The organism is Loigolactobacillus rennini DSM 20253, from assembly GCF_001436505.1.
Taxonomy (GTDB): Bacteria; Bacillota; Bacilli; order Lactobacillales; family Lactobacillaceae; genus Loigolactobacillus; species Loigolactobacillus rennini.
The window spans coordinates 82,433-108,448 of record NZ_AYYI01000087.1 but is presented as its reverse complement, the minus strand read 5'-3'; the positions used below and the strand labels follow the sequence as shown (position 1 = coordinate 108,448).

Below are 26,016 nucleotides of genomic sequence, written 5' to 3'. Positions count from 1 at the left end.
CAGCCTGTGGCATCAACGTTCCTGACGATAAGCTGCAATAAGTTGCGCAATCGCCGTTAAAAAGGTAGCCACTTGCTCAGCCGTATTAAAGCTAGACAAAGAAACCCGCACAATTCCTTGTTGTTTAACGCCATAACCAATTAAAACGCGCGGGGCACAGTGAGCCCCCGTCCGCGTGGCAATTTGGGCAGTATCCCACAACCACTGGCCGACTTCAGCAGAGTTGATGGTACCCACATTAAAGGCCACTGCACCAGTTTTCATTGCTGCTTTCGGTGTGTAAATGGTAATTTCTGGATACTGCGCTAAACCGGTTAATAGCTGATCAACTAAAGTTAAAACATGTTTGCGTAAGGGCTGTAATCCTGTTTGCGTTAAATAATCAATGCCGGCACCCAACCCGGCAATACCAGGAACGTTCAATGTTCCTGCTTCTAGGCGGGTAGGCAACTCAGCTGGCATCGCCGGATTGAAAGAGTCGACACCAGTCCCCCCACTTTTTAGCGGCGTAACAGGTAAATCTGTTTTAAGGCAAATTCCGCCGATACCTTGGGGACCGTACAGTGATTTGTGCCCCGTGAAACATAACGCATCAATTCCTTGTTGCTGCACATCAATGTCTAAAAAGCCTGCGGTCTGGGCAGCGTCTACAATCAACCACAAGCCCTGTTCCTGGCAAAATTGGCTGATTGCTGCTAATGGCAAGACATAGCCCGTCACATTAGAGGCGTGGGTACAGACCACCGCTTTGGTCGCTGGTGTCAGCATTTGCGGCAGTTGCTTAATTTGTAGTTGTCCAGTTTCCGGTGCAAACGGTAAGTAAGACACTTGCACTCCCTGCTGCTTTAATTGGGCTAGCGGTCGTAAAACTGAATTATGCTCATAATCTGTGGTAATCACGTGGTCGCCAGCGTGCAATAGTCCCTTTAACACCACGTTAAGACTGTCAGTCGCATTATTGGTGAACATCACATTATCGCTAGAAGGGATGTGAAATAAGCGGGCCACCTTTTCCCGGGTCTGTTGTACCAATAACCCGCTATTTAGGCTGTATTTAGACGCATCCCGGCCTGGATTACCGTACTGACCGCTAGTCAGCACTTTGGCCACCGCTTGACCGACACCGGCCGGCTTTACCGCCGTAGTAGCGGCATTATCAAAGTAAATCATGGTTATCCCTTCTTTTTAACGTTTTAACACGCGCTGATTTTGCTGGCGCTGAGTGATGCCTTGTTTATCCATGTATTCTAAAATCAGCACACCATATTTACGGCTAGCGCCAGTTAAGTCCCGAAATTGGGCTAGCGTCATGGTCTGATGTGCCTGCAAATACGTCGTCACTTGCTCAACCACAGCTTGATAAGCAGTTGCCAGCATCACATTTTGCTCACTTAAACGAATGACTTCACTACCTTCTAACGCTTTTAATACCGCTGCTTTAGTGTTGTCATGGTCAATTAAATCCGCTTGGTTAGGCGGCATCAACGGTTTAGCTTTCAAAGCCGCTATCAGTTGCTGGTAAGCCTGCTTTTGCTGGGAATTATACTGCACTTTAAAGTCACCTGCCGCCACCACTGCACCAGCTAACCGGATTTTCCCCGCAGCTTGCATGTGCTGGAAAATCGCTTCCAGCACTTTCAGCGGCACTAAGTTTTGGTAATGGCCGCTGATTTCACTTTTAGGCATTCCCGGTTGCAGCGGATTTTGCTGGTGGTATTGATTCAGCAGTTGCAACAGTGCCATTTCAAACTGTTCAAGGCGCTGCTGTTCAATGGCTGTTCCTGCACTTAAACTGATTTTTTGCTGTTGCTGCAGTTGTTGCAACAACTGTTTAACCTTAGCAGGCGCTAAATTAAGCTGATCGGCAATGGTAGCCGGCGGCGCGCCTAACTGCGGATAGTTGGCCAAAAAGTTGACCACCATCGCGGCTGGATCCCCTGATGCCTGCACCGTTAGCTGCTTTAAAACTGTTTCATCAAACCGCCGGTGCTTAGCTGGATTGGGATTCAATACTTTGCCGCCGCCTAACAGTGGCATCGGCGAATAAGCGCGCAAAATGTAGCGGTCATTTTTCTTCACCGCCACCGGTTCTTCCAACCGTAGTTGCAAATAATTTTTCTGGCCCACTTGCGGTTGCGATTCTCCTAATGGCACCACCCGGGCAATGATTTCCCGCGCGCCTAAATACACCCGCACCCGGCGCCATAATTTAACTAAATCTGTATCGGCTTGTGGTAGTAAATCAAACGCCACGTCTAGCATCCAAGTAGGCTGGATGTTATCTGGTACCGTCAGCACGTCACCGCGCTTGATTTCATTAGGTTTTAAATTGGCCAAATTCAGCGCGGTCCGCGTGCCAGGCAATGCTTCAGCCATATTTTCATCATGGACTTGAATGTTGCGGATTTTGGTTTTTTTACCGCTGGGAAAGACTTCCAGCGTCATCCCGTTGGTAACTTTGCCTTCTAAAAGCGTTCCGGTCACAATGGTGCCGAAACCTTTAATCGAAAAGGCACGGTCCACATTTAGCCGTGGCTGACCGCGATCTGGCGCCTTTTTAAGCGCGCTGACTTTTTCATCCATCACCTGAATCAATTGCGGCAAACCTTTGCCGCTAACCGCGTCGACGCCGATAATCGGTGCGCTAACGTGATGCTCCGCTAAAAAGCTGCGTACATCGTCTTCAGCTAAAGCACGGAATTCCGCGTCCACTGTATCAATTTTGCTGAGGACCACAATGTAATTATCAATTCCCAGTAACGACATAATCGCCAAATGCTCCCGCGTTTGCGGCATTACGCCTTCTGCTGCGTCGATCACCAGCAACACTAAATCAACGCCGCTTAAACCGGCGATCATATTTTTTAAGAACTTTGCGTGTCCGGGCACGTCGACAATGCCCACTTGTTGGTGGTGGGGCAGGTCAAAAAAAGCGAAGCCTAAATTAATGGTTAGCCCGCGCTTCTTTTCCAAGGCGGTGGTGTCAGTTTCAATTCCCGTCAACGCTTTAATCAATGTGGTTTTACCGTGATCCACATGGCCGGCTGTGGCAATGATAATTTGATCTTGTCCGACTTTTTCCATCCTATCACCTAATCATCTACTTGATAGCTGCTTTGTACCCCAATTGAGCGCTGACCGTGGTAAATGTGCTGGTAGTCATATTCTTTTGCCGCCAACAATTTTTTTAATGCTGCCTTTTGCTCGTACTTAAAACGCACACTCATGCCACAACCTGCAGAAATCTGGCCGGGCGTGGCGATAATGTCCGCGTTGTAGTCAGGATAATGTTCCAGCAGCTCATGAGTTTTAATCGCTTGGTGCGTATTCTTAAAGGTCATCAACCCAAATTCACTTGTCATGCTAATCCCTCTAATCTGGCCGCACAATCCGGTTTTGCTGCGTCATTACTTGCACAATTTCATAGATATTGGTAATGGACCCGACGGCTAATTTATCTTTGATGCCGAAGTAGTCTAAGCAAGCACCACAACCCATAATTTCAACGCCAGCATCCTGCAGCGCACGTAAATCGTCTAAATAGTCAGAGCCTTCAACTAATAATTTGACCCCACCGTTGTAGCACATAATTTTATCTGGTAAAACATCTTGTTCGGCTAATGAAGCGACAAACATGTGTAAAAGGTTGCGCCCTAATTTTTCGTCACCGTGGCCCATAGTATCTGTATTGATGATCACCACATAGTCGTCTCCTTGGTCGTTGACGCTGCCCAGCTGTTTTTGTGGATTTTGGTTTGGATTATTCTTTAAATAAACGTCAAACGTGCCATCATGGTGGTCATCGACTTTATAATCATAGCCTTTTTGGTCCGCTAATTTTTTTAAGTTTTGCGGTGCCATGTCGTCATCGACTTTAATCATGACTTCATCTGTGGTTTTCAACGCTTTGCGAGACATAATAATCGGTGTTGGACAAACTTTACCAATTGCATCTAATTTTTTCATGGTTAAAACTCCCTTTTTTAAATTTAATTTCCATTAATTAATGATGATTTCAGCAGTTTCTTGGGGCATTACCCGGCCAATTTTGGCGCTAGGCAAGGTCAGCTGGTTTAATTGCGCCAGCATTTTTTCCGTATATTGCGGCGGCACACTAAATAACAGGCCCCCGGACGTTTGCGGATCATAGAGTACTTCCGCCAAAGCTTCATCTTCAAAGGTGAAATGGACTTTATCCGCTAAAAAGTTCCGGTTGCGCTGACCGCCAGCCGTAACCAGCAAATCAGCCGCACAATCATAAGCTGCCGGTAAAATCGGAATCGCCGCTGCATCCAATTCAGCAGCCAAGCCGTGCGGTAAAAATTCGTTTAAATGCCCTAACAACCCAAAACCGGTCACATCCGTGCAAGCCGTCACCGGATACTGGCGAATAATTTCCGAAGCGTACTTATTCAAAGTGGTCATGGCCTTAACTGCTGCGTCAAAAGGTTCTTTGCCAATTTGCTGAGTGCTGTACGCACCGGTGATGATGCCCACACCTAAAGGCTTGGTTAAAATCAAATCATCACCGGGTTGGCAAGTGTTGTTGCGTAAAATCTTTTGGGGATTCACAATCCCATTGACAGATAACCCGTATTTAGGTTTTTGATCTTGAATCGAATGCCCACCGGCCAAAAAACCGCCGGCTTCAACCACTTTATCCAAACCGCCTTGCAAAATTTTCTGTAAAATATGTTGGTCTAACTCTTGTGGGAAACATACGATGTTCAGCGCGGAAACCACGGTGCCGCCCATGGCCCAAACGTCACTTAATGCATTGGTTGCCGCAATTTGGCCGAATAAATACGGGTCGTTGACCATTGACGGGAAAAAATCAATGGTCTGAATGATCGCCGTGTCATCGTTGATTTTTAAGATTGCTGCATCATCTGTGGTTTCAAAATCAACCATCACATTGGGCTGTTTTTCCTGATGTAAATCTTTTAAAATATTTTCTAACTTGCCTGGGCCTAGCTTCGCATTGCAGCCGCCACAGACAATTAAACTTTCAGTTGCATCCATAATGCCTTCCCTCTTTACGTTGAATTGAGTCACCGCAAATTTAGTTAGTCACTGTGCTGCCAATCACAATTAATAATAGCGCTTCCATTTTAAGGTGCATAAACTGATTTAATCAGTTCAAAGTGACAAGATTGAAAGCGATTGCGCTAACTACTGAAATAGTGACATGATTTCCTGTCACTGTCAACTATCGGTTATGTGCCACCAGTGCCAGTTTTAACAGCCACTTGAAACTTTAACAACGTCCTTGGTTTCCTCTTTAAAAATATTACTGCCTACAAGTGAATTTAATCACAAAAAGCGACAAAAATCAATCCGTCATGCTAGTTAGCAAATTCACATGTTGACTTCTTTTTTAAATTATGCTACTTTATTTTGTGGGAGTGGATAGGTTCTGGTGTTCCTTCTAGTCTTCAAAACTAGTATGAGGAGTTAATAGCTTCTTGGGTGGGTTCGATTCCCACACATTCCCGCCAGCAAATAACCTTGAATTGTAATTCAAGCTGAAATAGTACGAAAAAAGCCAGCAGCTATGCCGCTGGCTTTTTCTTTGGCTAACTTTTTCAATGGCTTAAGCAGGTCGTTTTTTAAATCGCAGCTGCATCACTAATAGCGCCAAAATAATCAGTGCGCCACCGATGAGCAAGTGGGCTGTCAACGGTTCAAACCCTAACAACACGGAAAACAAACTGCCAAATAAAGACTCTGTCATCAAAATCAAGCCAGCTGGCGTCGGTGCGGTAAAACGCTGACCCACTATCTGCATGGTTTGCGCGCCAAAGGAAGCCAGTACGCCTAACGTAATTACCGGCCCGATAGCAGCAGGCCAGTTAATCGCCGCGTAAGTCTGGTGCTCAAATAATAAGGACCACACCAACCCGCCGACACCTTGGCAAACGCCTAACATAAACGCGATGATCCACGGATTAGCGCTGGTGGCTGTATAACTGAAGTAAACAATCCCCAGCGCAAAGAAAAAGGCGGAAATCGTGGTCAACAGATCGCCTAAATGCAGTTGAAACCCATTGCCGAAAACATTGGTGAGAAACATCATCCCTAAAATGCACAATCCAATTGCCGGATAACTTTTAGCTGCGGGTTTACGTTTAGACAACGCCCACGCAATAAAGGGCACTAAGGCTACATAAATGGCGGTTAAAAAGGCATTATTGGCTGGCGTGGTGTATTTCAGCCCCACCGTTTGAATTTGATAGGCAATAAAATTGATGATGCCAGCCGTTAACCCGATTCGTAAATCCAGCTTGTTCATTTTATTGATGGCCCGGTGAAAAAATAAATAAGCCAGCCCCGCAAAAATCAGCCCGCGCAGCGCATTGATCAACCCAGCAGGTAGCTGCGCATTCGTCGCCATTTTAACAATCGGGTAACTGAAGCCCCATAAAATTGCGGTGGCTAACAACACCAAATTGGCTTGTCCTTTTGATAACTTCATGCCTCCACCTCGCTTGTCTTTTATTAGCTCAATCATACTCTGTTTTAAGGGAAAAGCGAAGTCAAGAAGCGTATACGAAGTTTTTAAAATGACCATTTCATGACAAAAGTCAGCACAACGTTTCTGTGCTTAATCATAAACTAAATTAAGGCAAATTAAGTTGATGAAGGAGAAGCAAGATGTCTGAAAAAATTAATCCCCAAACACGTTTGATCGTCTCAATTATTTTATTTATCGCGACATTTATTAGTCTAACCAGTCAAACGATGATGACCACCGCAATTCCGGTGATTCAAACCACCATGCACCAGCCGTTGGCTTTAGTTCAGTGGCTAACCACGGGTTACACATTGATTATTGGTATTATCACGCCTTTAACGTCAAACTTATACGAAAAATACAGTAATCGCTCACTTTTTCTAAGTACCATCGGTATTTTTATTATCGGAACTGCCATTGGCAGCTTAGCACCTAATTTTTGGTTGTTATTGCTAGGACGTTTGATTCAAGCTTGTGCCGGCGGTATTTTAATGTCATTTCAAATGACAGCGATGATTACCATCTACCCAGCAGAAAAACGGGGAACCATCATTGGTCTCTCCAGTTTAATCTTAGCTTTTGGCCCAGCAATTGGACCAACATTGGCCGGCTTCATTTTGGCCACTTTAGGCTGGCGCTACTTATTTATTTTAGTGTTGCCATTTATGATCGTGGTTTGGCTAATTGGCTACCGCACCTTCCCGAATTTCACTACGCCAAAAGCCATTAAAATTGAAACGATCTCTGTGATTTTATCCTTACTCGGCACCGGATTGGCGTTATCTAGCCTATCTTTCATCCAAACACAACCGCTGGAAGGCTCCGCAATGTTGATAGTAGGGTTAATTCTGATTTATTTATTTGCCAAACGTCAGCTGCGGCTCAAACAACCGATGTTAAAAATCACCATCTTCAAAAGCCGGGCGTTTCGGATGATGACCATTATTGGTATTTTAGCGTTTATGATTTTATTAGGAACTGAACAGATGGTGTCCATTTATGTACAAGATGCCATGCACATGAGCAGTATGACCGCCGGGTTAGTCTTACTGCCCGGTGCGGCATCAAATGCGATCACCGCCGCATTTGTCGGTCGCGCTTATGATAATTACGGTCCTAAATGGCTGATTACTTCTGGTGCCATTTTAATGCTCATCGCCACCATCCCACTAGTTACGATGACGGCCCACACGGCATTATGGGTGGTGACGCTAGCCTATGCACTCCGGATGATCGGCAACGCCTTGGTCTTTTCACCTGCCATGTCCGAAGCGTTCATTGAACTTAAACCCGATGAAATCGACCATGCAACGGCGCTTTTCAATGCTATCCGTCAAATGTTTGCGGCAGTTTCCATCACCATGTTGGTATTGATCAGTTCAGTACCAGCCTCACTAGTCCGTGGCATGCACTGGGCAATGTGGTTAACCGCAATTTTTATCATCAGTTTGTTAATTGTTTTTCTCCTTTACATCACCAAAGGCCGCTCAGCAAAAGTTTAGCGCGCTAGAAAATGATTGGTCTAGGTTATTGGATTGCTTTTGGCACCGAATTTGCGTAAGATGAATAGTATATTGGTCTTGTTAACTAATCAACAGGACAAATAAACTCATTCAATAAGGAGAAACAACTCGATAACATTGAAAATTCATTTAACTAGTAAACAACGAATTATGCTGGTTCTTGTGATGGGGACTTTTCTGGCCTTTTTGAATCAAACATTGATGAACGTCGCGTTGCCTAGTATTATGCGCTCGTTTAACATCACCGCTGCACAAGGGCAGTGGCTGTCAAACGGGTACATGCTAGTCAACGGCATTATGGTGCCGCTCACTGCTTTTTTAATTCAGCGGTTTACCACTCGCCAGTTATACTTAACGGCGATGTCCGTGTTTGCTGGTGGTACACTGTTAGCTGGAATCGCACCAAATTATTTAACGCTGATTACGGGCCGGATGATTCAAGCTGGCGGTGCTGGGGTAATCGCGCCACTGATGAACGTGTCCATCATGAACATGTACGCCGCCAACAAACGGGGCAGCGCCATGGGCTGGGTCGGCTTGGCACTTAACTTTGCCCCGGCACTAGGCCCCACCATCTCAGGTTACCTAGTGGAACAGTATAGTTGGCGCTGGCTATTTTTCATGGTGGCCCCGTTAATTATTTTAGACATTATCTTTGCCTCTTTTATGCTGCACAACTTAGGCACCAATAAAAAGTTGAAGCTGAACTGGCAAGGTGTCATCCTCTCCAGCATCGGTTTAGGCGCATTGCTACTAGGTTTTAGCAACGCTGGGGACGCGCCGTTATTTTCTATTAAAGTGTTAGGTTTTTGCCTATTAGGGTTTATCGTAGTGACAATTTTCATTTACCAACAGACTCACACCAAAGTAAAGTTGCTCAATTTTAACGTTTTTCAAAGTCACAACTTTATCGTCGCGGTCACCGTCAACGTTTTCCTGATGCTGGCGCTGTATGGTGGGATGTTGCTATTACCGTTATACATGCAAAACATCATGCATTATAGCGCGCTATACTCTGGATTAGCGATGCTGCCAGGAGCGGTGGTCATCGCGTTGATGTCGCCGATTAGCGGGCGGATGTACGATCGTTGGGGCGTGAAGTACCTTGCATTTAGCGGCCTAGGGATTTTATTAATCGGCACGTTGATGCTCAGTGCCGTCAGTTTAAATTCCAGCTTTGCTTGGATCGCCACTGCTCAAGCCGTCCGGCAATTAGGATTGTCGGTGGTCACCGTGCCGATTCAAACCGAAGCGCTAAATTCACTGCCAAAACCCATCATTCCCGATGGTTCAGCCATGTTTACCACCATCCGTCAAGTAGCTGGCTCCTTTGGGACCGCCCTATTGATTGGGATTATGAGCATTCTAGAAAAAAATAACATTGCCCAACTTGCCACCAGTCATTCCGCAAAAGTAGCGACTCAACTAGGCTCACTACAGGCGATTAAAAGTACCTATTTAGTGGCGGCTGTCTGCGTAGTTATCAGTGGCTTGATTACGTTGAAATTTCACCAGCGCAAAGAAGCATTAGTTTAAAGATTTAAACACCAACAAGCCACCAAAAATAACCAGTAGCAAATAAATGTATTTAACTAAGGTGGCTTGCGGAATCCGGGAACTAAGCCAGTTACCAAAAGGAATCACAACGGCTAACAGTGGGATGATGATCAATAATAACTGCACGACCTCCCCATTCCAAAAACCGGCAGCGACTTGACTGCTCACCACAATGACACCCACACAAACAAAGTGTGCTTGTAAAATGCCGCGCAGTTGGTTAACCGGCCACCGCTTCAACGTCCCGTAAATCACCACCGGCACACCATGGCTGTTATACGCACTGCCTAGTGCACCAGAAATCAATCCGGCCAAATAATCCCAGCGCGCTGCTTGCAAGCGCGCTTTTTTTGGTTTTCCCCGCCAAAGCTGCCACAACTGATAACTGCCGTAACTGATTAAAAATAACCCAAATAACTGTAGAATCAAGCGGGTCGGAACCAATTTCAACAATAAAATGCCAATTGGTACACCGATCAATGAACCCAGCACCAAGCGCCGCACCACGGCAAAATCAATGTGCGCCCGGGAGCGAATAGTTGCTGGCAGCGCCACCAACAACCCTAACGCGCCAATTAAAGCAGTAGCGCTGGAAAGCTTAAACCCCACTAAAGCTAGTAGCGGCATCGTAACCAGCGCTTCACCAAATCCGAATACCGTTCGGACAAAAGCCCCAAATAACGCAATTAAAATAATTACAACAACTAACATCTTTTTCCCCGTTTCTAACGTTTAACGTCCATTGTAACAAAGAAGCTGAACATGTAACATCGAATACATCGCGGCGCAAAGTATTTAGCTAGCGACGCGAAACGCCTAGTAGCACATTGTCACCTAAAAGCGGAACGTTTGCATATTTCTTTTGCAGCGGCTAACCTTCCCTTAAACTAGAATTACTAACTTTAAAGGAGGCCTGCCTATGCCTTGGAACATGCGAGATTATCCCCGCTCAATGAAAAATTTACCGGAACTAGAACGAAAAAAAGCCATCGAGATTGGTAATGCGCTGCTGGCGGACGGTTACCCGGATCACCGGGCCATCCCCATCGCGTTGAGCCAAGCAAAAAAGTGGTTCCAAGATGCCACGGCTAAAGAAAAACAACACTTACGCCAAGACGCTAACCCCAGTAAGCGCGACCGCCACCCACAAAAAAGCAACCCCCAACTCATTGACGCCAATGAATGCGTCAAATGGCAAGCGGATGGCTGGGCCGTATTAGCGGAAGGCAGTAAGCGCGCTAGCCATGTCTTTGCGAAAAAAGCGGATGCCATCGCCCGCGCGCGGCAAATTGTGCAGCATAAAAATTCCCACGTGAAAATTTACCGGAAAGATGGCCAGCTGCAAAAGGAGCTGCGACCGCGGGGGTAAGGTGAAAAGCGGCAGTGTCATGATACTTGGTCCTGCCGCTTTTTAAATGTGCCATAAATTAGTTAAGTTGTGCTTAGCAACATTTAGTGAATGCTTGACGTAGCAAAACACTCACTGGTTTAAACTACCGTATACTCATTAAAAGCCTGCTACCTGCTTACTTTTATAAGTCTAATTTAATTCAACTGCCGTAGCCAGCGAAGCAATATGGTCGCCGTGCGCTGTTGCTGCGCCTGCGAACTGATAGTAGCCACATGGTCACCCTTTTGCGCACCGTAACTGCCAAAACCAGCGTGGTTGCCACCTTTAATTTGCTGATAACTGGTGTGATGAGGCAAATATTGTTTGGCTTGTCGGTAAGCCGACCAATCCAAAACGCCATCCCGACTAGCCGTGACAGATAGCACCGGCTGGTCCAGCTGACGCAAACTCCCTTTTTTATCCGGATAGCTCGCCAAAAAGAAAACACCTTTCAAGCGCGCTTGATGTTGCTGTGCAAAGCGGCTAGCCATCACGCCACCTAATGAATGCCCACCGATCACATAGGCACGCTGATGTTTTGCTAAGACTTGATGTGCCCGTTGCGGTGCCAAAACAGCTAAATCCAGTGGAAAGCGGACAATGGATACTTGGTAACCTGCGGCAGCCAATTTTTCTGCCCAAACGCTATAACTTTCTGGCGCCACTAGCGCTCCCGGGTAAAAGATGATTTGCGGCCCCTTTACTAAATCGGCTTTAAAAGAAAGTACCGGTTGTGTTGTCTGTGCACGAGTGGCAGCCTGTCGGGCTTGCTCACTTGGTTGGTGGATTTGACTACGCAGATAAAGCCACCCACCAGCACTGAACACTATTAAAATCGTTAGTGTTACCAACATGCCCTTAACAATTTTTTTCATCGTTCCATCCCTTAAATTAAAAATTAATTGCCCACTAAGTTTACCATAATCATTGTTAACTAAAAGTTAAGCGCGCTATCAAGCGCGCTTAACTTTTTTACTACCTATATAACAGTCTGCCAGCTAGTTAGACAAAAAAATAAAATAGTAAGAAAATCCATAATGGACATTCGAAGTCATTGACAAATTGCTGAAAATGAGTAAAATGTTTTCATATAACCCTTGGTAAAGGTGAGCTTTCAGTGCTTTATTTTCATAATTAAATGAGGAAAAGAGGAATTCACTTGAGACACTTTTTAGAGCGGCACGTGGGCGCACTTGTGGCTTGGTTAGTGGTGATTATCGTGGCAATCATTGCCATGCCTAACACAACCCGGCTAGTGCGTGAATACGGCCAAACTAAAATTCCTGCATCTGCGCAAAGCCAAGTTGCCAACGTGATGCAGAATCAATGGGGCCGTGGTCAGGGGAATACCCGGCAAGTTGTCGTGGTCTTTAACAACGGCAAACAACCACTGTCCAGCACACAAAAAGATAATATTGCGCAAACCGTGCGCAATTTCCGTGATAATAAAAAACATTACCACATTAAATCGGTCACTGCTGCTAAAGATAACGCGGCAACCCGCAAACAGCTGGTTTCAAAAGACAAATCAACTCAGTTAGTTCAGCTAATGGTGGGCAAAAAAGATACCGCTCGCAAAATGAACAAAGATATCAGCCACGCCGCCAAAACAGTGGGGGTTAAAACCTACGTCACTGGCAGTGACATTTTAAATGATGATTTCAGTCAAGCTACTGAAGAAGGGATTAAAAAAACTGAAGTGATCGCGGCGATTTTCATTTTTATTGTGTTAATCATCGTCTTCCGTTCGCCGATTGTCCCGCTGATTTCATTATTTACTGTCGGCGTTTCAGTTCTAACTTCGTTAAGCGTTGTGATGAACTTAGTGGATTACTTTAATTTTCCACTGTCGTCGTTTACCCAAGTGTTCATGGTGGTGGTACTGTTTGGCATTGGGACCGACTACAACATTTTACTGTATGATCAGTTCAAAAATGAGCTGAGCAACACAGATGATGCGGTGGCGGCCACGCGAACCGCCCGTAAAATTGCTGGACGCACCATTTTATATAGTGGTTCCTCAATTTTAATCGGGTTTACGGCCTTAGCACTAGCTAAATTCTCCATTTACCGTTCTGCTGTGGGTGTCGCTGTTGGCGTTGCCATTTTGTTATTAGTGTTACTCACATTAAACCCATTTTTCATGGCAACTTTAGGCCGGCGGATGTTTTGGCCGATTAAAACCTTTGAAACTAAAAGTGACAGTAAGTTATGGCACGGTTTATCCAAAAATTCTGTCCTACACCCATTTATCGCTTTAGGCTTAGTTTTGTTGGTCACCATTCCGTTCCTATTCACCTATAGTAGCCAACTTAACTATGATACAGTTGATGAACTCAGCGACAGCCTACCTGCTAAGCAAGGATTTCAAGTGGTTCAGCGCCACTTTTCTAAAGGCACTGCGGAGCCATCAACGTTGTACATTCAAAACAATAAGAAACTCAATCATGAAAAATATTTGAAAGTTATCGATCAAGTTACTCGGAAACTGCAAAAAGAAAACGGCGTTAAGACTGTCGCTTCCGTCACCCAGCCTGGGGGTAGCAAAGTCAACGAACTTTACGTTAACCGGCAGTTAGGCACGGTTACCGGCGGTATGAAATCTGCTGGTAAAGGCCTGAAAACCATCAATAAAGGGTTGAACAAAGCCAGCACCAAGTTAGACCAAAGTAACATGCAAGGCGGTCTCAGCAGCGTCCAACAATTAATCGATGGCACTGGTCAATTAGTCGACGGTAGTCAGCAACTAACCAGTGGTACCGGTCAATTAGCTGATGGTGCAAACACGTTGAGCAACGGTTTAGGTACGCTAAATAGTTCAACAGGTACATTAGCTAGTGGCGTTAACCAACTGACTAGCGGCGCGTACGTGCTGCAAAATGGCGTGGGCCAATATACAACCGGTGTGGGCCAACTTAACACCGGCTTGTCCCAATTAGCTGGTAATTCTGGTCAAGTCACTAGCGGCGTCCAACAATTAGTCAGTCAAAGCAGTCAATTGCCTTTAGCAGTAGCCGGGTTAACCGCCTATAACAATGGTATTGCTAGCGGCGTTAATCAGATTAATAGCGCGTTGAGTGCTAATCAATCGAAGTTAGCTCAGTTAAGCCAAGCGCAATCACAATTACAAGGTCTCAGCAGTCAAAGTGCCGCTTTGAAAAAACAGGTTAAACAAGCGAAAGCTATGCAGCCACAGTTAACCAAAATGTTAACCTTACTGAATAGTTTGCAAACTGCTAAAACACAAATTGATCAACTGCAATCTAAAGCAGACGCATTAGCAACAACGCAAAAAACCTTACAGTCTGCGTTAAAACAAATCGGTGCGCATGACAGCGCTGCTGCAGACGCAGATAAAGCCGTCATCGCCGCCGCAGAAAAGATTGTTGCTGACGATAATGCCAGTGAAGCGTCTAAAGCACAAGCACAAACCATTATTAAAACGGCTTCTGCCAGCTTGAAGAACAATTTACAAGCTAACGGCAATACGCTAACGCAATTGCAAAAACAAGCTGAACAAACACAGTTACCTGATTTATCTGGTTTGACCGCTTTGGCTGATAAATTGCCAAGCGACAATGAGATCAGCAGTTTGAAGTCACAATTGAGCAACATGAACGCAATGTTAGACAATGCAGACAAATTGTTAGGTCAAACGGATCAATTGGCTGCTGCAACTAGTGGCTTAAGTGATTTACAAAATCAAATGGGCACCTTAACCCAATCCTTAGCACAATTACAGACTGCTTCTAACCAAGCAGCTGGTGTGGCACAACAACTTAACGCTGGTGTCAATGGTAGTGGCGTTAACGTGACTAACCAAAACACCATCCAAGCAACCATTGGTCAATCACAGCTATTAAGCCAGGTTAACCAATTAGCTGCTGGCTTACAGCAATATACTGGTGGTGTCGATCAAGCCGCAAATGGTGCGCAACAATTAACGGCTAACTCCGCTGCTTTAAATGGTGGTGCAGGTCAATTAGCTAATGGGTTAGGCACCTTAAATGGTCAAGTCCCTGCCTTAACTAGCGGCGTCAGTCAACTTGCTACTGGTGCTAACCAATTAGCAAGTGGCGCTAACCAATTAAACGCCAAAGCACCGCAATTAACAGCTGGCTTGATTCAAGTCAACAATGGGCAAAAGACCATGTACACCACATTGCAAGGTTTAGTTGGTCAAATGCAAACTTTGAAGAATGGTTTAGTCGATGCACAAGGTGGCATTACCAAAATCAATAAAGGTGTTGCCAGCGCAGATGATTATCTTGGCGGTTTGAAAGGTTCTGCTGCTGCTAAGAACTTCTACATTCCAAGCAGCGTCTTACATGGTAAGACCTTTGGCACTGCAATTAAGACTTACATGTCTGCGAATAAGAAGATCACCAAGATGACCATTGTCTTAGACTCCAACCCAAGTTCTGCAAAATCCATGGCGCAGATTGATGCCTTACAATCAGAAGTTCAAAACGAACTCAAAGGTACGCCGTTGTCTGGTGCAAAAGTTGCCATCGGTGGTCAGACTGCAACAATCTCTGACACACACCACATCGCCAGTGGGGACTTCTTGCGGACCGCTGCGATTATGTTAGTCGGCATCCTGTTTGCATTAATGTTCATCACCCGGTCAGTTCTACAGCCGTTCTACATTTTAGGAACCTTGTTGCTAGCTTACATCACGTCACTCAGCTTGACGCGTTGGCTCAGCACTGCTGTATTAGACCAAAATATGTTAACTTGGAACACACCGTTCTTCTCTTTTGTCATGTTAGTGGCATTAGGCGTTGACTACAGTATTTTCCTAATGATGAAGTACCGTGAATTCGGTCTGAGCGATGGTACACCAAGTACACGAATCATCGCCGCTTCAGGTGTTATCGGTGCCGTGGTCATCTCTGCCGCAATTATCTTGAGTGGAACTTTTGCCGCATTGATTCCATCAGGCGTCTTAACCTTGATTCAAGTTGCACTGGCCGTGATCATCGGCTTAGTAATCTTAGTCTTCATTTTGCCAGTGGTCATTTCCAGTTTAATCCGCCTGACCTACCCGATCGACGATACACTCAATGACAACATTAAAAAACGGAAGCACTAAGCTTTAACAAACTAAAAGCACCAACGCTGAAAAAAGCGTTGGTGCTTTTTTTATTTTAACGTCAATCTGTCAGTAATTGTCGCACTTGCTTTTGTAAATCAGGCACGACATCAGCTTCAAACCAAGGATTACGGTGCAGCCAACCATAATTTAGCGGTGAGGGGTGGACTAACGGGAAATAACGGGGTAAGTATGTTCGGTAATGCTGTACAGTGGCAGTGAGCGTTTTTTCCCGCGCAGCACCTAAATAGTAGCGCTGTGCGTACTGACCGATAAGCAAGGTCAATTGAATGTGGGGCATCAACGCTAATAAAGGCGGGTGCCACTTTTGCGCAAAACCTTTCCGCGGCGGTAAATCACCGTGTTTCCCTTTACCTGGATAATAAAAATCTAACGGTAAAACGGCAATCTTACCAGCATGGTAAAATTCAGCCGCACTGACACCCATCCAGCGCCGTAAACGGTCACCACTAGGATCATGCCAGAAAATCATCGCTTGCTGAGCCTTTTTACTAGGTGCTTGACTGACAATTAAAATCCGCGCTTGCGGCAGCACCTGATAAAGTGGCTGAATCCCTTGCCGTGTAAACACGCTATTTTGTTGGTCGCGTTGAATTGCATTAAAAACAGCTTGTGCACGTTGCATGGCTGGTCTGCACCTCCTTTATTTATGGTAAGGCCGCCCCGCATTGATCATAAACCCGCGGTAAATTTGTTCAATCAACACTAAACGCATCAATTGGTGGGGCAAAGTTAATTTGCCAAAGCTTAGCTGGGTGTCGCTGCGTTGCAACACTGCTGGTGACAGCCCTAAAGAGCCACCGATAACAAAGGTGATGACCGAATGCCCATAAGTCGGTAATTGATCTAACTCGGCCGCAAAAGCTTCTGAACTACGCTGCTGCCCTTCAATAGCCAGTGCATAAACGTAATCCCGGGGGCCAATTTTAGCTAATACCCGCTGGCCTTCTTTTGCCTTAACGTCAGTCATTTCAGCGGCGCTTAAGTTCTCTGGCGCCTTTTCGTCCGCCACTTGGATGACTTTTAATTTACAAAAAGTGTCTAAGCGCTTGGCGTACTCCGCCATTCCTTGGCGTAAGTACTTTTCTTTTAATTTTCCAACACCGATAATTTTTACCGTCAGCATGTGTTCCTCCTACTCAGCGCGCTAAAAATTGCGCAAGCTAAATTTATTTTATTCACGTCTATACACAAGTTGTCCACAAGAGTTATCAACATGTTAACAACCTGCAGCCTAAATATAGGGGCAAACCTTTTTTCGCGTACTAAATCCAGTAAGCCAAAAAAAGCTACTTTTTTTATTTTAAATGTTATCCACAGTTGATTTAACGTTCGGTATAGCGCGCTTTGTTGTCCATAAATGCTATTATATCAGACTTTTTAACATAAAAACAGGTAGCTACGTTTTTAGTTATCCACAAGCGGTCAGCTTACCTGTTGAAAACTTTTAATCCTAAATTTGCTTGTTTATCGCCTTTTTGAGTTATCCACAGTTGTGCAAAAACCTGTTCACAACTTTTATTCACATTGACATTGACATTTCTTAACATTCCCAAATTGAATTGGTCAGGCGTTTAGTTTAGCTAATCCTAATAAATTCACAGGTTATCCGGTTACTTAAAATAAACCAGTTTTTAAATTACCGAACATTATGCCGCTTGTAGCGCGCTACTCACTTTTTTTCAAGTCAATCGCGCTAACCTAGGTTTGGTAATCATTAACAAAAAAGCACGTAACCAACAGACAGTTGCTGTAGTACATCGTTTGGTGAACGGCTGCTTTATTTATATCTAGGTCAGGGTAAGTCAAAAAAAGCGGCTGTAACAGAAAGAAACGAGCTTTCTGCCACAGCCACTTTTTGATTGCATAAATTATCCTAAACCTGTGCCAGCTGCCCAAACGATCCGTTCCACGAACCATTCGTTCAGCTAGGCTACTACATGGCGGTTAACCGTCTGATGCTACACGCGCAACTATTCTGTAATGTTTAATTGGGAAGAAGATTTACTTAGCTTAATGGTACCTGTTTTTTCTTGACCATTATGGTAGTACTTCACAGAGACCTTGTCACCCACGGCATGGTTGTAAAGCTCTGTTCGTAAATCAACGCTGCTGGTAACTTTTTTACCACCGATAGCCGTGATCACATCGTACTTTTGTAAACCAGCATTGCTTGCTGGCGCACCGCTTTTAACGGACATCAGCACAACCCCGCCAGTGACATCGCTAGGTAATTTCAAAATTGATTTTTGTTGATTAGCTGAAATGTTCGCCAAATCTGTCATGGTAACCCCTAAGGCAGGCCGGGTAATTTTACCATTCGTCACTAACTGGTCAATAATTTTAACCACTTCGTTACTAGGAATCGCAAAGCCCATCCCTTCAATCGAGGTATCACTACCTGATGAGCTGCCTGTACTACTTAACTTCATGGAATTAATTCCAATAATCTGTCCTTGAATGTTCAATAGTGGTCCGCCAGAATTACCGGGGTTGATGGCGGCATCGGTTTGAATAACCGTTGCTTCACCAGTTGCCTGGCCACTTTCATTAGAAACCGTCACATTCCGCTTTTTAGCGGAGATAATCCCTTGGGTAACTGACGTGGCATATTCCGAGCCTAATGGTGAGCCAATGGCAATGGCCGGTTCACCGACTTTGATGTTATCCGAATTGCCAAAACTAGCGACTTGGGTAACTTTATCCGGATCAATGCTCAATACCGCTAGGTCGGTAACCGAATCAGCACCCACTTTTTTTGCGGTTAATTTTGTCCCATCACTTAAAATGACTTCAATTTTTTGTGAGCCGGAAACCACGTGGTTGTTGGTGACAATGTAGGCTTTATCGTTGGCCTTTTTATAGATCACCCCTGAACCTTCGCTGTATTCCTGTAATTCATCACTATTGGATTTATCATTTGTTGAACTAGAACCCCCAAAAAATTCACTTAAACCTGTCTCAGACTGGTTTTGTTTTTGTAGGTTCACCACGGAAACGACTGCATTTTTAGTGTGGTTGAATACTTTTGATACTTGTGAGTTAGTGGTTACTTTAACGTTACTGACTTTAGTGGAACCCGATTTATTACTAGTGTTAACGACACTGCCATTGGGACTGCTGCCACTATTTAACCAGTTGGTACCGCCATAAACGACACCCCCACCCACAACGGCTGCGACAAGCGCTACTATTGCCGTTTTCACTAAACCATTTTGCTTCATGACAAACCTCCATTTTTAGTAACGTGATTTAATATCATTAGCATAACGTAATTTTTTGAAAAAATAATGAATAAGTTGCGACAATTTTACAATTTTTACAGTGCCAAAAGTGCAGAGGCATCGTCTGGCTCTGTATCATAGAGCTTAAAATCATGATCCACACCAAAATCATGCTGCTTTAACGTGGAAGCCACGGTTAAATGACAGATTTCTTTCATATTATTATTTAAACTCCGGTGCCCTAAAAAAATGTCCTTAGTTTTGTTGCCAATAACATCCATTAGCCCGTCGGCCCCGTCTTCGTTGCTCAAATGTCCCTTATCACTTAAAATCCGCTGCTTTAACGGCCAAGGGTACTTGCCCATCCGCAACATTTCCACATCGTGGTTGCATTCAAATAAGTATGCGGTCGCGTCACTGATTTGCGCACTTAACCGTTCTGAAACGTAGCCAGTATCCGTTAAAATGACAAAAGTTTTGTCATGGTGTTGAAATTGGTAAAATTGGGGCGCGATGGCATCGTGGGACACGCCAAAGCTTTGAACATCTAAATCCGCAAAACTTTTCAACGCACCGGTTTCAAAAATATGTTGCTGCGCCAGTGGTACTTTACCAATTTTTGGCAACATTGCCTGCCATGTTAGCTGGTTCGCGTAAACATTTAACTGTGGGTAACGCCGCGCCAAAATACCTACGCTTTTAACGTGGTCGGTATGTTCATGCGTCACAAATAAATCGTTGACAGTACTGAGATCGCGGCCAATTGATTGCATGAGCCGCTCAATTTTACGGCCGCTTAACCCGGCATCAACTAGGACTTGGCGCCGCGGTGTTTCGATATACGTGACGTTGCCTGTACTACCGCTGCTTAACACACTGATCTTCATTTGATCGTCCTTTTGTTCCATGGTTGATCTCCATTCCTGACTAAACTTTCATTAAATTCCATTATACCGACTTTCCACAACAATGCACGCTAATTTAACTGCTGGTGCTGGTCGCATTAGCCAAATTCTCATCGTCGCTAGTCTTCATCAACACGCTGGAAAAGCCGTTAATCCGCTTGATTTGAATATTGCCACTATTTTTATTTTCCACTGCGATGAACCAAGTGGGGATGTAAACCGAACTATTATTGGCGTCCAATAAACGCGAATAACCTAATTTAGTCCACTTAATAGTGGCCCCATTTGCGATGGCATTATTACTATACAATGCTAAAACTGCTTGTTTTTCACTGATAGTCGGTTCTTTTTCTCGTAAAGTCGTTACGTGATCGACATAAGTCTGTTGATAACCGACAATTTGTTTATTGGAAATGTGAAAAATAATTTCGCCCCGCTCATCGTACAAGGCGCCTTCCGCTAATTTTTGCGTGTAAACAAGTCGATCCTTGCTAGAAAAACGTTTTGAATATTGATAGTGCTTGCCAAACGTAATCATATGTGCATCAGCCAAAAGTGGCTTTAACGCAGCAGTATAACTACCATCCTTAGGATTTAATGGTCGGTTAAAACTGCTGTACAACCGGTTATCGTCAAAATTGGTCCGCTGACTTTGCAAATGTTTGCTGGCTGCTTGGAGCGCGTTAGTCGGGCGGCTGGATAAATAATAGCCCATTTTTGCTTTAGTAGCCAGTTTCGGCGTACTGATTTGATCTTCGTGCATCTCACGCAAAATCAATGTTTCTTGGCTGACACTTTCATTTTTTACCGTTTCAACATGCTGGTTTTGTTTGTATGCATTAAACAAGAAAATATTCAAGCACGTAAACACCACTAAAAAGATGATTTCGATGCGTTTAAAATCCATTATTCAGCACGCTCCTCACTGGTCGTTGCCGCGTCACTAGTGGGATTTAACAACTGGTCAAAGCTGACCCATTTACCATTATAGTGATAATAATAAGTTGGCGTTAAATCGATCACCGAAGACGAACTGGCGTTGACGCCCCAATGGTAGCCCAGCTTGATGCCAGTAATTTTAGTTAAGTCATAGCCAGCTGCTGATAGTCGATCCAACGCAGTTTGTGTGGTGGGCAGCGGGGTTGCCGCTTTATCCGCTGGTAACGGAACTTGCAACGCATAAAGGGAAAAGTTCAGTTTAACGCCATTTTTCAGCAACTGTACTTTAACGGCGCCAAAATCAGTTTGATTAAAAACCGGTAGTCCTTCAACATAACTGCGATAAACCATGGTATGTGTTTTAGTCTCATAATCAAAGTAGCGCATGTTTCCGGGTGTATTACCGATTTTATTCAACATTTGGTGCCCGTTTGTCAAAGCGACAGTAGGTGTTTTCCGCGCAATATCTTTTGAATAGTCTTCAAAGTCAACGGTACCTTTACGATGATCGACGGCCAAATTTTTATAAGTGCCATCACTATAGGTAGTTAAATCTTTTTGCTCTTTAGTTTCAAGCGCGCTAGGATCGCCGCCTAACAATGAAGTCACAAAGGTGGTGGGACTTTGCTTAGTCACTAGATAACTGTATTGCGTCACTTTAACATTGCGTAAAAAGTACATCTGCAACCGATTATTAAACCATTTTTCCGTCACTGGTAAACGCATGGTGGTTTTTTTCAAGCGCGCTTGAATTGCCGCTTGATCCGCATGGCGTAAGGTGACCTTAAACCCAGTTTTATGTTGGTCATTTAAAAAGTAGGCCGTATCCGCATGAGCTGCCGGTAAAATAATCCGGTTAAACAGACGCTGCTGGTTCACCCGAGCTACTTTTTGCTTAAAAGCTTTGCCAAATACGCCATAACTGATGTTGTGCGGGTAAACCAAACTGACTGCATCAGCTTGGTTTACTGCTGCTAAGTAGCTTTTACTGGTAAAATTCATTTTTTGCGGCCGAGCAAAACGCCACTTAGTCATTTTCTTATGCAAAGCATCAATTAAATTTTCTTTATTGTTATAAACTAAATATTTAGCGCCAGTTTCATTGCTGGTTAGCAACTGCGTCGGTAAGTACACTTCATTAACGTTTTTAGACGTGGTCTGCGTTTTTGGTGTGGCAACATCAGTGGTATCCCGTTGAAACCGCGCATTATTGGTCCAAATCAGCCAAGACAGCACTAAACTGATGATCACCATGATCACCAAACTGAGTTTGAGTAATAGATGTCTAATTTTCATCCCAAAGATCATCCTCCTCGTAGGTGCCTTGGTACGGTAAGGAAATATAGAAGGTGGACCCTTTGCCTTCCTTACTGTCAACCCAGATCCGCCCGTTGAGTTTTTCAATGACTTCTTTAGAAATCGCCAAGCCTAATCCGGTGCCACCTTGTGCCCGAGAACGTGCTTTATCCACCCGGTAGAAGCGGTCAAAGACGTGACTTAGTGCTTTCTTGGGAATACCTAAACCTTGGTCGGAAATACTGAGAATCACGTGATTATTAGTTTCCAGCAGCCGGCAAGTGATGGTCCCCCCATCAGGCGAGTACTTAATCGCATTATTGATGATGTTGTCGATCACTTCCATAAATTTATCTGTGTCAATTTCCACCCACAAATCTTGTTTCGTGATCTCGCGCTTAATTTTATACTGTTTTCGCGGCTTGCTGGCAGTTCGATTATTTTCTTGGCCACTAGGTGAATCTGACTTAATCATCATGTCAAAGCGGTCCAAAATATAATTGAACAATTCGTTGATGTTCACCAGTTCCATTTCAATTTTAGCCGTACCCGAATCCATCCGCGACAAGCTGAGCAAATCGTTGATCATCCGAATCATCCGCTCAGTCTCTTCTTGAGTAACGTGCAAGAAGTTCGGCGCCACGTCGGGATCTTTCCACGCACCGTCTTCCAAAGCCTCTAAATAGCTGTGCATGGACGTCAGCGGTGTCCGTAATTCATGGGAAACGTTGGAAACAAATTGCCGCCGCTCGCGCTCATTTTTCTGCTGTTCCGTCACATCGTGCAGTACGCAGACAATCCCACTGATAAAGCCTGTTTCCCGTTGAATTAGCGAAAATTCGACGTGTAAGATTAGACTGTGTCCGGGAACGGAAAAGTCCAGCATCAGTTCTGACTGTTTTTTCAATAAATCGCGAATGGTGTATTGGTCATCAACTTTTAACAATTTTAAAAGTGATTGCCCAATCACTTGATCTGCATCTAAATTCAATAATTCTGCAGCGGCTTCGTTAATAATCATTACGTTGCCCCGCCGGTCTGATGAAATCACACCGTCTGTCATGTGGGACAGCACGCTATCCAACCGCCGCCGTTCTGCTTCGGAAGCTTCCTGAGCTTCTTCAACCCGCACCGACAAATTATTTACGGCAATGGCCAATTGACCTAATTCATCTTGGCCGTAAACCCGGACCTGCCCAGAATAATCGCCGCGGGACATCCGAATGGCTTGTTTTTTCATCTCATCGATGGGCCGGGTAATCGCTCGGGAAATTACCACTGCGATGATTGAAGAAAACAACGCTGCCACTAGGGATGCCGTTAAGAAAATCAGCGTAATGTTGTTGATGTTACGGTAAACGCTTTGCATATTAGCTCGTACGTAAATGACACCCACCACGCTGCTGTTACTATCACTGTTAGGATTAACTAGTGGCACAATGCTGACGTAATAGCTAGCGTGAGTCTTCTCATCATAAGAGAGTGTTTCGTAAGAACGGTTGTTATACAGCACATTTTTCACGTTATCGTCCGTGGTTTTTTGCCCGATAATCCGTTGATCGTTGACGTCACTAGTGCCGCGAACCACACCTTTGCTATCCACTACCCGAATATCCGCGGAATTATCCAAATCAGTTAAGATGTTAGCAATCGCCTTATCTGCCGCTGTAGCATCACTTTTCAACAACTGACTGCTCAACTGATTATTGACGTAAACCGGGGTTTGGACTTGCTGTTTAAATGTTTCAATGTTTTGTTCTTCCAATTGTTTAACAAAATAAGCTCCGATAATCTCCAGCGTAATCATTAACAATAAAATGAAGACAATCGCGATTTTAAAATTAATCGATTGGAAAAAGCGGATCTTTTTATTCATACCCAGCGCCTCAACTCAAAGCAAACTTAATCGCATATGTAACGCGGCGCCATAAACGGCTGCCGTGTCCTACCATCAAAAGAAGGGACACAAAGTTTTGCCACCTTATGTCCCTTTTTTATCCTGCTTAACGCGTCACTTATTTTATTCACGTGACGTTAATCTTGATCTGGATTGCGTAAATAATACCCCACACCACGGCGGGTGACCAACCATTCCGGATGGCTCGGGTTATCTTCAATTTTTTCCCGTAGCCGCCGCACCGTTACGTCCACGGTCCGGACATCACCAAAGTAATCATAACCCCAAACGGTCTGCAATAAATGCTCTCGGGTCATGACTTGACCGATGTGTTGAGCTAAATAATGCAACAATTCAAACTCACGGTGGGTCAATTCAATCTTTTCCCCACGCTTTGACACGATGTACGCGTCAGGGTGAATGGTTAAATCACCAATTTCGATTTCACTATTTTCGTCTTCCTCATTTTGCGCATTGTTGATGGTTCCTTGCCGACGTAAATTAGCTTTCACCCGGGCAACCAACTCCCGGTTAGAAAATGGCTTAGTCACATAGTCGTCAGCTCCCATTTCCAAGCCCAAAACCTTATCAATTTCAGAATCCTTGGCAGTCAACATGATAATCGGCATGTCGTGACTTTTGCGCACTTCACGCGCTACCTCCAAGCCATCAATTTTAGGCAGCATTAAATCTAGCAAAATCAAATCTGGATTAACCTCATTGACTTTTGCCAGTGCCTCCTCACCATCATAGGCGGTGATGACATCGTAACCTTCTTTAGCTAGATTAAATTTTACAATATCAGATATTGGTTTTTCATCATCCACAACTAAAATCTTTTTTGCCATAAATTGGTCGTCCTCCCTCATGAAGTCATTGGGCAACTTCACTAATTCGTCCACATTAGCATATGAACGTTCGTACAGCTTGAACGCTTCCGCAGTGCTCTTTGAAACGGATCACTAGCACGCTGACTGGAGTAAAAGGATTCCTTTACTGCAGTCAGCCTGTGGCGATCCGTTGACGTTAAACTTACTTATTCATCATTGAATTTCAAAATGCGGTATGACGTTAATTGCTGCGCCAATAGCGCTGATCAATTTTGAAGCCGTTCTCAGGCATGATGCATCTCGCTTTAATTATACTCATTCTAATCAAAATTGGCAAAGACCAGTTTATGTTTCCTTGTCACTGTGCGCTTTTGCCGCAAACGATTCAATTTGAGACTCACACCACCACAAATCAATCCACATTCACTTACCGCTAAATTTTTCTCAGAAAAACATTGCACGCCTACCTGATTTTTGCTATACTATTATTCGTTGATGGCATGGAACGTTAGCTCAGCTGGCAGAGCAACGGACTCTTAATCCGTGGGTCCAGGGTTCGATCCCCTGACGTTCCATCAGATAAATGGCGTTATGACATCATTTGATGTGATAACGCCTTTTTTACACCCATCAAAGAGACAATTGTAACACAAAGACATCAAAATGTAACGAAAATGATAATCAACAGGTAATCTGATTAACTACCAAAGTCAATCTTGTTGAAGAACGAACAATTAAAAGCCAGTATCAATCATAAAAAACATAACCAATCATCATCTTGCGCAAAGATGGGCAAAAAGACATATCATCAACCTTCATGTTACA

At 44.4% G+C, this 26,016-nt stretch carries 20 protein-coding genes and 2 tRNA genes; 6 read left to right on the top strand and 16 right to left on the bottom strand.

Going from position 1 to position 26,016, the window contains the following annotated elements; all coding sequences use genetic code 11:
- Positions 1-12 precede the first annotated feature (12 nt).
- Genes FC24_RS09910 through selD form a run of 5 tightly spaced genes read right to left on the bottom strand, consistent with a single transcriptional unit; the run spans position 13 to position 5,022 of the window.
- Positions 13-1,170, bottom strand: coding sequence for an aminotransferase class V-fold PLP-dependent enzyme (locus FC24_RS09910; RefSeq protein WP_057874712.1), 1,158 nt, complete (start codon positions 1,168-1,170; stop codon positions 13-15).
- Between the two features lie 15 nt (positions 1,171-1,185).
- Complete coding sequence (gene selB, locus FC24_RS09905; protein ID WP_057874711.1) at positions 1,186-3,084, bottom strand: selenocysteine-specific translation elongation factor; 1,899 nt, start codon at positions 3,082-3,084, stop codon at positions 1,186-1,188.
- Positions 3,085-3,092: 8 nt separating this feature from the next.
- Positions 3,093-3,362, bottom strand: a complete 270-nt coding sequence (locus tag FC24_RS09900) for a putative Se/S carrier protein (RefSeq protein ID WP_057874710.1) — start codon at positions 3,360-3,362, stop codon at positions 3,093-3,095.
- Positions 3,363-3,372: 10 nt separating this feature from the next.
- Positions 3,373-3,966: a sulfurtransferase-like selenium metabolism protein YedF gene (gene yedF / locus FC24_RS09895; RefSeq protein ID WP_057874709.1), complete on the bottom strand. Its 594-nt coding sequence runs from the start codon at positions 3,964-3,966 to the stop codon at positions 3,373-3,375.
- Between the two features lie 33 nt (positions 3,967-3,999).
- A complete protein-coding gene (gene selD, locus FC24_RS09890; RefSeq protein ID WP_057874708.1) occupies positions 4,000-5,022 on the bottom strand; it encodes a selenide, water dikinase SelD in 1,023 nt (340 codons plus the stop codon).
- A 379-nt stretch (positions 5,023-5,401) separates the two neighbouring features.
- On the opposite strand from selD, the gene FC24_RS11540 reads away from it, so the two are divergent.
- Positions 5,402-5,498, top strand: a tRNA-Sec gene (locus tag FC24_RS11540).
- A 95-nt stretch (positions 5,499-5,593) separates the two neighbouring features.
- On the opposite strand, the gene FC24_RS09885 is transcribed toward FC24_RS11540, so the two are convergent.
- Positions 5,594-6,475 (bottom strand): DMT family transporter, encoded by an 882-nt coding sequence (locus FC24_RS09885; RefSeq protein ID WP_057874707.1) that lies wholly within the window; start codon positions 6,473-6,475, stop codon positions 5,594-5,596.
- Positions 6,476-6,654: 179 nt separating this feature from the next.
- Between FC24_RS09885 and FC24_RS09880 the strand changes: the two genes are divergently transcribed.
- Both FC24_RS09880 and FC24_RS09875 read left to right on the top strand, forming a co-directional pair.
- Entirely contained in the window at positions 6,655-8,016 is a 1,362-nt protein-coding gene (locus FC24_RS09880; RefSeq protein WP_057874706.1) for an MFS transporter, read from the top strand.
- Positions 8,017-8,187: 171 nt separating this feature from the next.
- A complete protein-coding gene (locus FC24_RS09875) occupies positions 8,188-9,573 on the top strand; it encodes an MDR family MFS transporter (RefSeq protein ID WP_057874728.1) in 1,386 nt (461 codons plus the stop codon).
- Here FC24_RS09875 and FC24_RS09870 read toward each other — a convergent pair.
- Positions 9,565-10,305: a sulfite exporter TauE/SafE family protein gene (locus FC24_RS09870; protein ID WP_057874705.1), complete on the bottom strand. Its 741-nt coding sequence runs from the start codon at positions 10,303-10,305 to the stop codon at positions 9,565-9,567. The two genes, FC24_RS09875 and FC24_RS09870, sit on opposite strands and share 9 nt — an antisense overlap.
- 208 nt (positions 10,306-10,513) lie before the next feature.
- On the opposite strand from FC24_RS09870, the gene FC24_RS09865 reads away from it, so the two are divergent.
- A complete protein-coding gene (locus FC24_RS09865) occupies positions 10,514-10,963 on the top strand; it encodes a DUF2188 domain-containing protein (RefSeq protein WP_057874704.1) in 450 nt (149 codons plus the stop codon).
- A 176-nt stretch (positions 10,964-11,139) separates the two neighbouring features.
- Here the strand turns inward: FC24_RS09865 and FC24_RS09860 are convergent, their stop codons facing one another.
- Complete coding sequence (locus FC24_RS09860; RefSeq protein WP_057874703.1) at positions 11,140-11,859, bottom strand: alpha/beta hydrolase; 720 nt, start codon at positions 11,857-11,859, stop codon at positions 11,140-11,142.
- A 284-nt stretch (positions 11,860-12,143) separates the two neighbouring features.
- Here FC24_RS09860 and FC24_RS09855 point away from each other — a divergent pair, with 284 nt between their 5' ends.
- Entirely contained in the window at positions 12,144-16,079 is a 3,936-nt protein-coding gene (locus FC24_RS09855) for an MMPL family transporter (protein WP_157059122.1), read from the top strand.
- Positions 16,080-16,140: 61 nt separating this feature from the next.
- On the opposite strand, the gene FC24_RS09850 is transcribed toward FC24_RS09855, so the two are convergent.
- The 8 genes from FC24_RS09850 to yycF all read right to left on the bottom strand — a co-directional run bounded on the left by FC24_RS09850 (position 16,141) and on the right by yycF (position 25,209).
- A complete protein-coding gene (locus tag FC24_RS09850) occupies positions 16,141-16,725 on the bottom strand; it encodes a uracil-DNA glycosylase family protein (RefSeq protein WP_057874701.1) in 585 nt (194 codons plus the stop codon).
- Between the two features lie 18 nt (positions 16,726-16,743).
- Complete coding sequence (rlmH, locus tag FC24_RS09845) at positions 16,744-17,223, bottom strand: 23S rRNA (pseudouridine(1915)-N(3))-methyltransferase RlmH (protein WP_057874727.1); 480 nt, start codon at positions 17,221-17,223, stop codon at positions 16,744-16,746.
- Between the two features lie 850 nt (positions 17,224-18,073).
- Positions 18,074-19,324: a S1C family serine protease gene (locus FC24_RS09840; RefSeq protein ID WP_057874700.1), complete on the bottom strand. Its 1,251-nt coding sequence runs from the start codon at positions 19,322-19,324 to the stop codon at positions 18,074-18,076.
- A 95-nt stretch (positions 19,325-19,419) separates the two neighbouring features.
- Positions 19,420-20,232 (bottom strand): MBL fold metallo-hydrolase, encoded by an 813-nt coding sequence (locus FC24_RS09835; RefSeq protein ID WP_057874699.1) that lies wholly within the window; start codon positions 20,230-20,232, stop codon positions 19,420-19,422.
- Positions 20,233-20,305: 73 nt separating this feature from the next.
- Positions 20,306-21,136, bottom strand: a complete 831-nt coding sequence (locus FC24_RS09830) for a two-component system regulatory protein YycI (RefSeq protein ID WP_057874698.1) — start codon at positions 21,134-21,136, stop codon at positions 20,306-20,308.
- Positions 21,136-22,464 carry a YycH family regulatory protein gene (locus FC24_RS09825; protein ID WP_057874697.1) on the bottom strand — a complete coding sequence of 443 codons (1,329 nt, stop codon included), beginning with the start codon at positions 22,462-22,464 and terminating at the stop codon, positions 21,136-21,138. Before FC24_RS09825 ends, FC24_RS09830 begins: the two co-directional genes overlap by 1 nt.
- A complete protein-coding gene (walK, locus tag FC24_RS09820; RefSeq protein ID WP_057874696.1) occupies positions 22,454-24,340 on the bottom strand; it encodes a cell wall metabolism sensor histidine kinase WalK in 1,887 nt (628 codons plus the stop codon). The genes FC24_RS09825 and walK overlap by 11 nt, the downstream gene beginning before the upstream one ends.
- Positions 24,341-24,498: 158 nt before the next feature.
- Entirely contained in the window at positions 24,499-25,209 is a 711-nt protein-coding gene (gene yycF, locus FC24_RS09815; RefSeq protein ID WP_057874695.1) for a response regulator YycF, read from the bottom strand.
- Positions 25,210-25,693: 484 nt separating this feature from the next.
- On the opposite strand from yycF, the gene FC24_RS09810 reads away from it, so the two are divergent.
- A tRNA-Lys gene (locus FC24_RS09810) sits at positions 25,694-25,766 on the top strand.
- Positions 25,767-26,016: the final 250 nt, after the last annotated feature.